11 protein-coding genes are annotated in these 13,281 nt (G+C 72.7%); 10 read left to right on the forward strand and 1 reads right to left on the reverse strand.

The features are described from left to right. The first annotated feature begins 167 nt into the window (after positions 1-167). Positions 168-2,777: an ATP-dependent chaperone ClpB gene (clpB, locus tag ABZ490_RS12695; protein ID WP_358988436.1), complete on the forward strand. Its 2,610-nt coding sequence runs from the start codon at positions 168-170 to the stop codon at positions 2,775-2,777. 126 nt (positions 2,778-2,903) lie between these two features. Continuing rightward, entirely contained in the window at positions 2,904-3,443 is a 540-nt protein-coding gene (locus ABZ490_RS12700; RefSeq protein ID WP_358988439.1) for a YbjN domain-containing protein, read from the forward strand. Between the two features lie 72 nt (positions 3,444-3,515). On the opposite strand, the gene ABZ490_RS12705 is transcribed toward ABZ490_RS12700, so the two are convergent. Beyond that, complete coding sequence (locus ABZ490_RS12705; protein ID WP_358988440.1) at positions 3,516-4,712, reverse strand: pyridoxal phosphate-dependent aminotransferase; 1,197 nt, start codon at positions 4,710-4,712, stop codon at positions 3,516-3,518. A gap of 141 nt (positions 4,713-4,853) precedes the next feature. Between ABZ490_RS12705 and ABZ490_RS12710 the strand changes: the two genes are divergently transcribed. The 8 genes from ABZ490_RS12710 (at position 4,854) to ABZ490_RS12745 (ending at position 13,262) form a co-directional block, all read left to right on the forward strand. Beyond that, positions 4,854-5,240 (forward strand): hypothetical protein, encoded by a 387-nt coding sequence (locus ABZ490_RS12710; protein WP_358988442.1) that lies wholly within the window; start codon positions 4,854-4,856, stop codon positions 5,238-5,240. Positions 5,241-5,574: 334 nt separating this feature from the next. Further along, entirely contained in the window at positions 5,575-6,132 is a 558-nt protein-coding gene (locus tag ABZ490_RS12715) for a DUF2617 family protein (protein ID WP_358988443.1), read from the forward strand. Between the two features lie 68 nt (positions 6,133-6,200). Further along, positions 6,201-7,805 carry a polyamine aminopropyltransferase gene (locus ABZ490_RS12720; RefSeq protein ID WP_358988444.1) on the forward strand — a complete coding sequence of 535 codons (1,605 nt, stop codon included), beginning with the start codon at positions 6,201-6,203 and terminating at the stop codon, positions 7,803-7,805. Positions 7,806-7,892: 87 nt separating this feature from the next. After that, positions 7,893-9,167 (forward strand): SRPBCC domain-containing protein, encoded by a 1,275-nt coding sequence (locus tag ABZ490_RS12725; protein ID WP_358988446.1) that lies wholly within the window; start codon positions 7,893-7,895, stop codon positions 9,165-9,167. A 39-nt stretch (positions 9,168-9,206) separates the two neighbouring features. Beyond that, positions 9,207-9,995, forward strand: a complete 789-nt coding sequence (locus ABZ490_RS12730; protein ID WP_358988448.1) for an aldose 1-epimerase — start codon at positions 9,207-9,209, stop codon at positions 9,993-9,995. A gap of 10 nt (positions 9,996-10,005) precedes the next feature. Further along, positions 10,006-10,560, forward strand: a complete 555-nt coding sequence (gene pyrE / locus ABZ490_RS12735) for an orotate phosphoribosyltransferase (RefSeq protein ID WP_358988450.1) — start codon at positions 10,006-10,008, stop codon at positions 10,558-10,560. A 150-nt stretch (positions 10,561-10,710) separates the two neighbouring features. Further along, positions 10,711-11,733 (forward strand): class II fructose-bisphosphate aldolase, encoded by a 1,023-nt coding sequence (fbaA, locus tag ABZ490_RS12740; protein ID WP_358988452.1) that lies wholly within the window; start codon positions 10,711-10,713, stop codon positions 11,731-11,733. Positions 11,734-11,792: 59 nt separating this feature from the next. Further along, the gene (locus tag ABZ490_RS12745; protein ID WP_358988454.1) at positions 11,793-13,262 is read left to right on the forward strand and encodes an MFS transporter; all 1,470 of its coding nucleotides are present in this window, start codon (positions 11,793-11,795) and stop codon (positions 13,260-13,262) included. The last annotated feature ends 19 nt before the right edge of the window (positions 13,263-13,281 follow it).

Genomic DNA, 13,281 nt, shown 5'->3' on the forward strand with positions numbered 1-13,281 from the left:
TGCGGATGCCGGGTTTGGATCAGCCCCGGCCGGTCGTTCCGCCGTTTCCTGCCGTCGCCGCACGCGGGCGAAGCCCTGCCCCGACCTTGAGCGGAATAGACTCAACTTTGTGTACGCTGGAGCAGTCAGACAAGGGAGACGGCTGACGCAAGGAGGAGACTGCGAACGTGGACGCCGAGCTGACCAACCGGAGCCGGGACGCGATCAACGCGGCCAGTAACCGTGCCGTGTCGGGGGGACACCCCGACCTCACCCCTGCCCACCTGCTGCTTGCGCTGCTCCAGGGGCAGGACAACGAGAACATCGTCGATCTTCTCGCCGCCGTCGGCGCCGACCAGGCCGCCGTCCGCGCGGGCGCCGAGCATGTGCTCGCCGGTCTGCCCAGCGTGACCGGCTCCACCGTGGCGCCCCCGCAGCCCAACCGTGAGCTGCTCGCCGTGATCGCCGACGCCCAGGCGCGGGCGAAGGAGCTGGGCGACGAGTTCCTCTCCACCGAGCACCTGCTGATCGGCACCGCCGCGAAGGGCGGCCAGGCCGCCGACGTGCTCGGCCGGCACGGCGCGGGACCGGACCGGCTCCAGGACGCCTTCCGCAAGGCCCGCGGCGGCCGCCGGGTCACCACCGCCGACCCCGAGGGCCAGTACAAGGCCCTGGAGAAGTTCGGCACCGACTTCACCGCCGCCGCCCGCGACGGCAAGCTCGACCCGGTCATCGGCCGGGACCAGGAGATCCGCCGCGTCGTACAGGTCCTCTCCCGCCGCACCAAGAACAACCCCGTCCTCATCGGCGAGCCCGGCGTCGGCAAGACCGCCGTCGTCGAGGGCCTCGCCCAGCGCATCGTCAAGGGCGACGTACCGGAGTCGCTGAAGGACAAGCGGCTCGTCTCCCTCGACCTCGGCGCCATGGTCGCCGGCGCCAAGTACCGGGGTGAGTTCGAGGAGCGCCTGAAGACCGTCCTCGCCGAGATCAAGGAGAGCGACGGCCAGATCATCACCTTCATCGACGAGCTGCACACCGTCGTCGGCGCGGGCGCCGGCGGCGACTCCGCGATGGACGCCGGCAACATGCTCAAGCCGATGCTGGCCCGCGGTGAGCTGCGCATGGTCGGCGCGACCACGCTCGACGAGTACCGCGAGCGGATCGAGAAGGACCCCGCCCTGGAGCGCCGCTTCCAGCAGGTCCTGGTCGCGGAGCCCACGGTCGAGGACACCATCGCCATCCTGCGCGGTCTGAAGGGCCGCTACGAGGCCCACCACAAGGTCCAGATCGCCGACAGCGCCCTCGTCGCGGCCGCGACCCTCTCCGACCGGTACATCACCTCCCGCTTCCTGCCCGACAAGGCCATCGACCTCGTCGACGAGGCCGCCTCCCGCCTCCGGATGGAGATCGACTCCTCGCCCGTCGAGATCGACGAGCTCCAGCGGTCCGTGGACCGGCTCAAGATGGAGGAGCTGGCCATCGGCAAGGAGACCGACGCCGCCTCCCGCGAACGCCTGGAGAAACTGCGCCGCGACCTCGCCGACAAGGAGGAGGAGCTGCGCGGCCTGACCGCCCGCTGGGAGAAGGAGAAGCAGTCCCTCAACCGGGTCGGCGAGCTGAAGGAGAAGCTCGACGAACTGCGTGGCCAGGCCGAGCGCGCCCAGCGCGAGGCCGACTTCGACACCGCCGGCAAGCTGCTGTACGGGGAGATCCCGGCCCTGGAGCGCGACCTGGAGGCCGCCACCGAGGCCGAGGAGGTGGCCGCCAAGGGCACCATGGTCAAGGAGGAGGTCGGCTCCGACGACATCGCCGACGTCGTCGCCGCCTGGACCGGCATCCCGGCGGGCCGCCTCCTGGAGGGCGAGACGCAGAAGCTGCTCCGCATGGAGGCCGAGCTGGGCCGCCGGCTGATCGGCCAGTCGGAGGCCGTCCAGGCCGTCTCGGACGCCGTACGGCGCTCCCGCGCGGGCATCGCCGACCCCGACCGCCCGACCGGCTCCTTCCTCTTCCTCGGCCCCACCGGCGTCGGCAAGACCGAGCTGGCCAAGGCGCTCGCCGACTTCCTCTTCGACGACGAGCGGGCCATGATCCGCATCGACATGTCGGAGTACGGCGAGAAGCACAGCGTCGCCCGGCTCGTCGGCGCGCCCCCCGGCTACGTCGGCTACGAGGAGGGCGGCCAGCTCACCGAGGCGGTCCGCCGCCGCCCGTACAGCGTGGTCCTCCTGGACGAGGTGGAGAAGGCCCACCCCGAGGTCTTCGACGTCCTGCTCCAGGTCCTCGACGACGGCCGCCTCACCGACGGCCAGGGCCGCACCGTCGACTTCCGCAACGCGATCCTCGTGCTGACCTCGAACCTGGGCAGCCAGTACCTGGTCGACCCGGTCTCCACGGAGGCGGAGAAGAAGCAGCAGGTCCTGGAGGTGGTCCGGGCGTCCTTCAAGCCGGAGTTCCTCAACCGCCTCGACGACCTGGTCGTCTTCTCGGCCCTGTCCAAGGACGAGCTGGGCCGGATCGCCCGCCTCCAGATCGACCGCCTCGCCCGCCGCCTCGCCGAGCGCCGCCTCACCCTGGAGGTCACCGACGCGGCCCTCGCCTGGCTCGCCGACGAGGGCAACGACCCGGCCTACGGCGCCCGCCCGCTGCGCCGCCTGGTCCAGACGGCCATCGGCGACCGCCTCGCCCGGGAGATCCTCTCCGGCGAGGTCAAGGACGGTGACACGGTGCGCGTGGACACCTTCGGCGAGGGCCTGATCGTCGGCCCGAAGCCGGGGCCGTCGACGGGCAAGACGCTGTAGTGCCCCGGCGGGGCGAACGCTCTCAGCGGAATTGCGCCAAGCGGAGGTGAACCCTGGGGGGCGGGGCTTGCCACCCCCCTCCCCGGATGGGGGAGGATGGCGGGATCCGTACGAAGGGAAATTTCGGTGAGCATCGACCCGTCCTCGATTCCGAACTTCGGGGGCCAGCAGCCCGAGCCGCAGCCCCAGGGACCGGCGGGCCCCGTAGTCCCGGATCAGGACCTCGTGAAGCAGCTCCTCGACCAGATGGAGCTGAAGTACGTCGTCGACGACGAGGGTGACCTCGCGGCGCCGTGGGAGGAGTTCCGTACGTACTTCATGTTCCGCGGCGAGGGTGACCAGGCGGTCTACTCGGTGCGGACGTTCTACGACCGGCCCCACCAGATCGACGACAAGCAGCCGCTGCTGGAGGCGATCGACGACTGGAACCGGCGCACCCTGTGGCCCAAGGTCTACACGCACACCCACGACGACGGCACCGTCCGCCTCATCGGCGAGGCGCAGCTGCTGATCGGCGCCGGGGTGAACATCGAGCTGTTCGTCTCCTCCACGGTGAGCTGGGTGCGCGCCGCCATCGAGTTCGACAAGTGGCTGGTGGAGCAGCTGGGCCTGGAGAAGGACGTCGACGGCACGGACGGCGAGCCCGAGGAGGGCGACGACGCGTAGGTCCCCCGACCGGCCCGTCCGTCATGGCGGGGCCCCGTCCACAGGCTGTGGACGCGGCCCCGTCTGCCGTTTTCAGCCCGCGAGCCCCTTCAGCCGGGTCACCGCCTCCTCCAGCACCCCCACCTGCTTGCAGAACGCGAACCGCACGAACGGGGCGCCCGCCTCGCGGTGGTCGTAGAAGACGGCGTTGGGGATGGCGACCACGCCCGCCCGCTCCGGCAGGGCGCGGCAGAAGGCGAAGCCGTCGCTCTCGCCGAGGGGGCGGATGTCGGTGGTGACGAAGTAGGTGCCGGCCGGGCGGAACACCGAGAAGCCCGCCTCCGCCAGCCCCGTCGCCAGCAGGTCGCGCTTGGCCAGCATGTCCGCGCGGAAGCCGTCGAAGTAGCTGTCCGGGAGGGCCAGGGCCTCGGCGACCGCGTACTGGAACGGTCCCGACGACACGTACGTCAGGAACTGCTTCGCCGAGCGCACCGCCGTGACCAGGCCGGGGGCCGCGGTGACCCAGCCGACCTTCCAGCCCGTGAACGAGAACGTCTTGCCGGCCGAGCCGATCGTCACCGTGCGCTCGCGCATCCCGGGCAGGCCGGCCAGCGGGATGTGCTCCGCCCCGTCGAACACCAGGTGCTCGTACACCTCGTCCGTGACGACCAGCAGGTCCCGCTCCACCGCCAGCTCGGCGATCGCGGTCAGCTCCTCGCGGGTGAGGACCGTGCCGGTCGGGTTGTGCGGGGTGTTGATCAGCAGCAGCCGGGTGCGGTCCGTGACCGCGTCGCGCAGCTCGTCCAGGTCCAGGCGGAACCGGGCCCGCTCGGGGTCCGGGCGCAGCGTGACCGGTACGCGCGAGGCGCCCGCCATGGCGATGCAGGCGGCGTAGGAGTCGTAGTACGGCTCCAGGGCCACCACCTCGTCGCCCGGCTCCAGCAGGGCCAGCAGGGTGGCCGCGATGGCCTCCGTGGCGCCCGCGGTGACCAGGACCTCGGTGTCGGGGTCGTAGGACAGCCCGTAGCGGCGTGCCTGGTGCAGGGCGATCGCCGTGCGCAGCTCGGGGACGCCCGGGCCCGGCGGGTACTGGTTGCCGCGCCCGTCCCGCAGCGCCCGCACCGCCGCCTCACGGACCTCCTCGGGGCCGTCCTGGTCGGGGAAGCCCTGCCCGAGGTTGATGGACCCGGTCGCCACCGCCAGGGCGGACATCTCGGCGAAGATCGTCGTCCCGAACTCGGCGAGACGGCGGTTGAGGAAGGGGCGTGAGCTGGAGGTCATGCCGGTCATCCTGCGCCGAAGCTCTGGACTTCCTCAAGTGTGCTTTGGCAGGTGAGACGGGCGGGCATCCCCCGTTCACGCAAGCGCTCGGGCGCTGCGCGAGGCGCCCACGGGGGGCCGCTTCGGGGGATTCGGAAGGAGGGTGACGCCATGATCGTGGGCATCATCCTGGCGGTGATCGCCGTGCTCTTCGTGACGGTGCTCGTCGTCAGCGCGCGCCGCAGGAGCCTCAGGCACACCTACGGCCGTCCGGTGCCGTCGTACCGCGGCTCGGCGGGCCGCGGCCACCACGGCGGCAGGTCAGGCAGCGGCTCGGGCAGCGGCGCCGACACGGCCGCCGCGAGCTGGTGGGTGTTCGGCAGCGACAGCGGCTCGTCGTCCGGCGGCCACTCGGGCCACCACGGCCACTCGGGTGACTCCGGCGGCCACTCGGGCCACTCCTGCGGTGGCGGTTCGTCGTGCGGCGGCGGGTCGTCCTGCGGCGGGGGCGGCGGCGGGTGCGGCGGAGGAGGCGGCGGATGCGGTGGAGGCAGCTGACACGGGGCAGCTGAGCTCCCCGAGGGGGAGCCGCATCCGGACCGCGGGGCCTGCCCCTGACCAGGGCGCCCCGCGGTCGCACCATGTTTTCCGGGTTTTCGGGCCCGTTGTGGTTGAACAATTGAGCTGTGGAGCCCCCTGAGGGATGGAAACCCCACGAAGTTGGGTAAAAACGCTGTGGCGTCGCCACCGTTCATGATTCCCTCTAAATCACCAACGCAGCCCCTCGGACCCCTACGGACGTCCCGTGCGGACGTCCCCCCGTGGACGTCCTTCCCGGACCTGGCCGGCCGGGGCCGATCTCTCCCTCCTCGCGTCTTCGCGGAGCCGATCCATGCTCACGACCCTGAACACCTCCTACACCGACACGCGCGCGGCCGATCTCGCCTGGGCCCTGGGGCGTGAACCGCTGCCCGCCCTCGCCACGCTCGACCTCGAACTGTCCGGCGCCAAGCTCCAGTTGAGACTGCTGGGCGCATCGCACCAGGTGCTGCTGGAGGAGGAGCAGGGCTGTTGTTCGGAGACGGTGGCCTGCCTCCCCGGCAGCAGCACCCCGCTCCCCCTCGGAGTGGCCAAACGCGTGGGCGACTGGGAGTACGAATTCGCCGCCCGCGTCGAGGTGCTGACGCCAGGTCAGTTCGCCGGCCGCGCCCAGGAACTCCTCGCCCTGGTCGCCGACCACCCCCACGGCCTGGCCGGTGTCTTCCCGGGCAGCCCGCACGCCTTCACCGCCCTCCTCGCCCAGCGCCACGAGGGCCACGTCCACTGGCGCACCTGGCACGCGTACCCGCAGGACGGGCAGTTGGTGGCGACGCGGACCCGGGTCGGGGTGCGGGCGGGCGCCGACCGGGACAGCCCTTCGGGGAGCCTGAGGAGCCCGGCCGGGACGTGAGGTTTGAGGCACGACTTCCACACGTGTGGGTGACGTTGCGTCTCCGGCCCGTGACGTAACGTCGCACCGTGATCGAACCGCACGCACCGGCCCCGCCCGGCGCCCCACCGCCCTGGCGCGGCCCCGCGCGGCTGCCCGTCCGGCCGGACGTCGGGCGGTTCCTGGTCCTCGCGTGCGTGTTCGTCTGCGCGGCCTGCGGTCTCGTGTACGAGCTGGAACTGGTCGCCCTCGCCTCCTACCTGATGGGCGACTCGGTCACCCAGGCCTCCGTGGTGCTGTCCGTGATGGTCTTCGCGATGGGCATCGGCTCCCTCGCGGCCAAACGGCTGCGCCGGTTCGCCGCGGCCGGCTTCGGCGCCCTGGAGGTGGCCCTCGCGCTGGTCGGCGGATGCAGCGCGATGGTCCTGTACGCGGTGTTCGCCTGGACGGGCGACTGGGGCGGTCTGTGGGCCGACGGCCCGCGCATCCTGCTGGTCGCCTTCTCCCTCGCCATCGGGCTGCTCATCGGCGCCGAGGTGCCCCTCCTCATGGAGCTCATCCAGCGCGTCCGCCGCCAGGACGCGGGCGGCGCCGTCGCCGACCTGTTCGCCGCGGACTACGTCGGCGGGCTCGTCGGCGGCCTCGCCTTCCCCTTCCTGCTGCTGCCGTTCTGCGGCCAGCTGACCAGCTCCCTGCTGACCGGCGCGGTCAACGTCATCGCCGGGGGCGCCCTGGTGCTCGGCCTGTTCCGCCGCGACCTCGGCCGCCGCGCCCGCTGGCTGCTGCCGGTCGCCGGCGTCACCGTGATCGTCGTCCTCGGCTCCGCCGCCGTCCTCGCCGACGACTTCGAGCGGGCCGCGCGCCAGGCGGTCTACGGCGGTGACGTACGGGTCGCCCTGCGGACCGGCGTCCAGGAGGTCGTCCTCACCGGCGGCCGCCACGGCCGCCCCCTCGACCTCTACCTCGACGGCCGGCTCCGGGTCGGCGGCGACGAGCGCCGCTATCACGAGGCCCTCGTCCACCCCGCGATGCACGGCCGCCACGCGCGCGTGCTCGTCCTCGGCGGCGGGGACGGCCTCGCCGCCCGCGAGGCCCTCACCCACCCCGGCGTGCGCCGCGTCGACGTCGTCGAACTCGACGCCGGCCTGGTCCGCCTCGCCCGCACCGACCCCGGCCTCTCCCGCCTCAACGCCCACGTCTACGACGACCCCCGCGTCCATGTCGTCACCGCGGACGCCTTCCACTGGCTGCGCGGGGCGCCCAAGGCGGTGTACGACGTCGTGCTCACGGACCTGCCCGACCCCGATGTCACCGCGAGCAGCAAGCTGTACTCCCAGGAGTTCTACGGCCTCGCCCTGCGTGCGCTCGCCCCCGGCGGGCGGCTCGCCGTGCACGCCGGTCCGGTCACCGGGCGGCACCAGGCGTTCTGGACCGTCGAGGCGACCCTGCGGGCGGCCGGACTGCACACCGTCGCCTACCGCGTCGACGTCCGCGCCCCCGGCCGCCATGAGCGCGCCCCCGCCGACTGGGGCTTCGTCCTGGCCGCCCCCGGCCGCCGCCCGTCCCTGCGCCTCGACCCCGGCGAGCGGCTCCGCACCCTCACCCAGGCGGGCCTCCTGGCGGACGCGAGGGCGGCGTGGCGGACGCGGGTGGGTGGCGTGCCGCCGTCGACGCTGGTGCACCCGAGGTACTGACGGTACTGACGGTCCGACGGCCAATCGCTGTTTCACCGGGTGCGCACCGGCGGCCGCTGGGTAGGCTCCGGCCCTATGGAGCAAGAGGTGTTCGTTCCCGTTCCCGCCGAGCGGCTGAGGGCGGCCCTCGCCGACCCCGCCCAGGTGGCCCGCGCGGTGCCCGGCCTCCAGCAGGACGCAGGCACCGCGCCCGTCGCCGGCCGGCTGAAGGTCCGGATCGGCGGCCACACCATCACCTACCGGGGGGCCGTACGACTCTCCGCGCGCGCGGACGGGACGTACGCCGTGGAGGGCGACGCCACCGAGGCCCGCGGCGGCGGCACGGTGAAACTCACGCTCCTGCTCCGCCTCCAGGAGACCCCCGCCGGCACGACCCTCCACATCGAGGGCACGGCGACAGCGACCGGCCGAGCCACGGAACTGCCCGAGGACCAGGTACAGGGTGCGCTGTCCCGCCTGCTGAACCGCTTCGCGGAGAACTTGGGGACGGGGGCTGCGGGGGCCGCTGAGGCTGCGGGGGCCGCTGGAGCAAGGGCGGCCGAGGGAGCGGTCGGGGACAAGCGGGAGGGGAAGGCCGTAGGGGAGGGGCCGGGGGAGAACGCCGTATCGGAGGGGCTGGAGAAGCCGGAGGGGCCGGCAGAGCAGGAGGGGCCGGAGGGGCTGGAGAAGCCCGAGCAGCCGGCAGAAGCCGAGCAGCCCGAAGAGCCCACCGGGCCCACGGTGTCTGCCGAGGGGTCGGCGACGACCGTGTTCGAGAGCGGGGACCCCGACGGGCCGGACGAGTCCGCCGAAGCCTCCGAAGCCTCCGAGTCCGCCGAGGCCGCTGAGTCCGCCGAGCCCTCCGACTTCGGTGAGCGCGCCGAGTCCGCGGAGTCCGCTGAGCGCGCCGAACCCGCCGAGTCCGCCGAACGCTCCGAGCCCTCCGAGTCCGCCGAAGCCGCCGAACCCTCCGAAGCCGCCGAACCCTCCGAGCCCGCCAAGTCCGCTGAGTCCGCCGACTCCCCCGACTCCCTCGACTCTGCCGAGCCTTCCGAGTCCGCTGAGCCGCTCGACCCCGCCCAGCCCGCCCAGCCCGCCCAGCCCGCCCAACCCGACGAGTTCCTCGACCCCGGCCAGGTCGGTGAAGGTGTTGATGGTCTTGGAGCCGGTCAGCCTCCCGCCGAGGCCGCTCATGCGCGGCGGACCATGATCGGGCGTAGTGCCGAGGAGGTCGATCACGCGCCGCCGCGGGGGCGGTACGCGCCCGTGCCCGCGCCGCAGACGGTCGCCCCGAACAGCACCCTGCGCTGGGCGGCCCCCGCCGCCGCGCTGGTCGTGGCGTCGGCGATCGTCGTGGGGCGGGCACTGCGCCGCCGCCGGTAGCCGGGACCGCCCTCTTGATCGGCCCAGTAGGGTCGTCCCGTGAGTGACGAAGAGATCACGCTGACCGCGGGCGACGCGGAGGTGACCGTGCAGCCGGGCAACGGCGGCCGGGTCGGTGGACTGCGCGTCGACGGGCGTCAGCTGCTGCGGCAGGGCGAGCGTTTCGGGTGTTTCCCGATGGTTCCCTGGTGCGGGCGGATCCGCGACGGCCGGTTCCTCGACGGCGCGACCGTCCGCCAGATGCCGCTGAACGCCGCGCCGCACGCCATCCACGGCACCGCCCGCGACGGCGCCTGGAAGGTCGCGCGGGTCTCGGCCGACGAGACCGTCCTGACGTACGACCTGGTGGAGCCCTGGCCCCATCCCGGCCGGATCACCCAGATCGTCCGGCTGGCCGAGGACTCCCTGACGCTCACCATGGGCGTGGAGACGCACGGCTCGTCCTTCCCGGCGCAGATCGGCTGGCACCCCTGGTTCAACCGCACCCTGGGCGGCCCGGACGTCGAGGTCGCCTTCGAGCCCGCCTGGCAGGAGGAGCGCGGCGAGGACCACCTGCCGACCGGCAACCGCGTCGAGCCGAGGCCCGGCCCCTGGGACGACTGCTTCGGGATGCCCGGCGGGGTCGACGTCACCCTGACCTGGCCCGGACAGCTCGCGGTGCGGGTGACCAGCCCGGAGAAGTGGGTCGTCGTCTACGACGAGCAGGACGCGGCCGTGTGCGTGGAGCCCCAGACCGGCCCGCCGAACGGGCTGAACACCCTCCCCCGGCTGGTCACGCCCCTGGAGCCGCTGGAGGCCACGACCACCTGGTCCTGGACCCGCCTCTAAGCTGTTCGGCATGACGGACGTGGATGTACGCGGCGCGCTGCTGCAGCAGATCAAGGACAAGGCCGTGGTGCACGGCAAGGTGACCCTGTCGTCGGGTCTGGAGGCGGACTACTACGTCGACCTCCGCCGAGTAACCCTGGACGGCGAGGCCGCCCCGCTGGTCGGGCAGGTGCTGCTCGACCTCACCGACGGCCTGGAGTTCGACGCGGTCGGCGGGCTCACCATGGGCGCCGACCCGGTCGCCGCGAGCATGCTGCACGCGGCCGCCGCGCGCGGCCGCCGGCTGGACGCCTTCGTCGTCCGGAAGGCGGCGAAGGCGCACGGCCTCCAGCGGCGAGTCGAGGGCCCCGAGATCAAGGGCCGCCGGGTCCTGGTCGTCGAGGACACCTCCACCACCGGCGGCTCCCCGCTGGCCGCCGTCGAGGCCGTGCGCGAGGCCGGCGCCGAGGTCGTCGCCGTCGCCACCATCGTGGACCGCGCGACCGGCGCCGACGAGAAGATCCGCGAGGGCGCGGGCGTGCCCTATCTGTTCGCCTTCTCGAAGGACGAGCTGGGTCTGGACTGACCAGCGCGTGGACCAGGCATGGACCATCCGCGCATCTCTGGAAAGATGGGGACGACGATGACGTCGCACCCAAGGTCTAGGTCAGGGCCGTAGCACTACGCGTACGCGTGTACGCACATCGCCAACCCGCAGATACCAAGGAGCGGACAGATGCCCATCGCAACCCCCGAGGTCTACAACGAGATGCTCGACCGGGCGAAGGCAGGCAAGTTCGCCTACCCGGCCATCAACGTCACCTCGACCCAGACCCTGCACGCGGCGCTGCGCGGTTTCGCCGAGGCGGAGAGCGACGGCATCGTCCAGATCTCCACGGGTGGCGCCGAGTTCCTGGGCGGCCAGTACAGCAAAGAGATGGTCACGGGTTCCGTGGCCCTCGCCGAGTTCGCGCACATCGTCGCCGAGAAGTACCCGGTCACCGTGGCCCTGCACACCGACCACTGCCCGAAGGACAAGCTCGACGGGTACGTCCGTCCGCTGCTCGCGGTCTCCGAGGAGCGCGTGAAGGCCGGCCGCAACCCGCTGTTCCAGTCGCACATGTGGGACGGCTCCGCCGAGACCCTCGCCGACAACCTCGCGATCGCGCAGGAGCTGCTGGCCCGCGCCGCCGCCGCGAAGATCATCCTCGAGGTGGAGATCACCCCGACCGGCGGCGAGGAGGACGGCGTCTCCCACGAGATCAACGACTCGCTGTACACCACGGTCGAGGACGCGATCCGTACGGTCGAGGCGCTGGGCCTGGGCGAGAAGGGCCGCTACCTGCTGGCCGCGTCCTTCGGCAACGTCCACGGTGTGTACAAGCCGGGCAACGTCGTCCTCCGCCCCGAGCTGCTGAAGGAGCTGAACGACGGCGTCGCCGCCAAGTTCGGCAAGCAGTCCCCGTTCGACTTCGTCTTCCACGGCGGCTCCGGCTCCAGCGAGCAGGAGATCGCGACCGCGCTGGAGAACGGCGTCGTCAAGATGAACATCGACACCGACACCCAGTACGCCTTCACGCGTCCGGTGGCCGCCCACATGTTCAAGAACTACGACGGCGTCCTCAAGGTCGACGGCGAGGTCGGCTCCAAGTCGACCTACGACCCGCGCACCTGGGGCAAGCTGGCCGAGGCGAGCATGGCCGCGCGCGTCGTCGAGGCCACGCAGAACCTGCGCTCGGCGGGTCAGAAGATCAAGTAAGCCCGCCTTCGCGGTCGAGCCCGGTGCTTCGGCGCCGGGCTCGCTGTATACCTGGGGGCATGCCCGATGTCCGGATGGCCTCCCCCCAGGGCAAGTGGATCGTCTTCACCACGGTCCTCGGCTCCAGCATGGCCCTGCTGGACTCGACCGTCGTCAACGTGGCCCTGCCCCGGATCGGGGAGGACCTGGACGCCGACCTCGCCGCGCTCCAGTGGACCGTCAACGCGTACATGCTGACCCTGGCCGGTCTGATCCTGCTGGGCGGCTCCCTGGGGGACCGCTACGGACGCCGGAAGGTCTTCGTCGTCGGGGTGGTGTGGTTCGCCACCGCCTCGCTGCTGTGCGGGCTCGCGCCGAGCGCGGGGGTGCTGGTCGCGGCCCGCGCCCTGCAAGGGGTCGGCGGCGCGCTGCTGACACCCGGCTCGCTGGCCCTGATCCAGGCCTCCTTCCACAAGGACGACCGGGGGCGGGCCGTCGGCCTGTGGTCCGGTTTCGGGGGCATCGGGGCGGCCGTGGGGCCCTTCGTGGGCGGCTGGCTGGTGGACGGTCCGGGCTGGCGGTGGGTGTTCCTGCTGAACGTGCCGCTGGCGGTGGTGTGCGTCCCGGTGGCGCTGCGGCACGTACCCGAGTCCAGGGACGACCAGGCGCACGGCCGGTTCGACGTGCTCGGGGCGGTGCTGGGCGCGCTGGCCCTGGGGCTGGTGACGTACGCGCTGATCGCGGCGAACGAGGGCTCGCTGCTGGTGGGCCTGGCGGCCGCCGCGGGGATCGCGGCCGCGGTGGCGTTCGTGGTGGTGGAGCGGCGCCGGCCCGATCCGATGATGCCGCCGGACATCTTCGCCTCCCGCCAGTTCACCGCCGTCAACCTGGTCACCCTGTGCGTGTACGCGGCGCTCGGCGGCTTCTTCTTCCTCTCGGTGGTCCAGCTCCAGGTCGTCGCCGGGTACTCCGCGCTCGGCGCCGGTACGGCCCTGCTGCCGACCACCCTGCTGATGCTGCTGTTCTCCTCCCGCTCCGGCGAGCTGGCGGAGCGGATCGGGCCGCGCATCCCGCTCACCGTGGGGCCGCTGCTGTGCGCGGCGGGGATGCTGCTGATGCTGCGGGTCGGCCAGGACGCCTCGTACGCCGCCGATGTGCTGCCCGCCGTCCTGGTGCTCGGCGTCGGCCTGGTCACCCTGGTCGCCCCGCTGACCGCGACCGTGCTGGCCTCGGTGGAGGTCACCCGGGCCGGGCTGGCCAGCGGCATCAACAACGCGGCGGCGCGGGCGGCGGGCCTGATCGCGATCGCCGCCCTGCCCCTGCTGACCGGCATGGGCGCGGAGTCGTACCGCTCGGCGGACGCCTTCGAGGGACCGTTCCGGCGCTCGATGCTGTGGTGCGCGGCCGTCCTCGTCGTGGGCTCGGCCCTCGCCTTCACCACGGTCCGCCGGCCGCCGCCGGACTGCGACCACCCGGAGTGCCGGACGCACTGCTGTGTGACGGCGCCGCCGCTGGAGGGGGAGAGGCGGGCGCCCCGCGAGCTGGGGTGAGCGAGACTGCTCGGGTGAG

Source organism: Streptomyces sp. NPDC005811, assembly GCF_040630405.1.
GTDB lineage: Bacteria > Actinomycetota > Actinomycetes > Streptomycetales > Streptomycetaceae > Streptomyces.

Bases quoted from the DNA above. Each gene is read 5' to 3' on its own strand.
- ABZ490_RS12705 (WP_358988440.1), bottom strand. From the start codon at position 4,712: ATGACCGGCATGACCTCCAGCTCACGCCCCTTCCTCAACCGCCGTCTC.
- ABZ490_RS12710 (WP_358988442.1), top strand. From the start codon at position 4,854: ATGATCGTGGGCATCATCCTGGCGGTGATCGCCGTGCTCTTCGTGACG.
- ABZ490_RS12715 (WP_358988443.1), top strand. From the start codon at position 5,575: ATGCTCACGACCCTGAACACCTCCTACACCGACACGCGCGCGGCCGAT.
- pyrE (WP_358988450.1), top strand. From the start codon at position 10,006: ATGACGGACGTGGATGTACGCGGCGCGCTGCTGCAGCAGATCAAGGAC.
- fbaA (WP_358988452.1), top strand. From the start codon at position 10,711: ATGCCCATCGCAACCCCCGAGGTCTACAACGAGATGCTCGACCGGGCG.
- ABZ490_RS12745 (WP_358988454.1), top strand. From the start codon at position 11,793: ATGCCCGATGTCCGGATGGCCTCCCCCCAGGGCAAGTGGATCGTCTTC.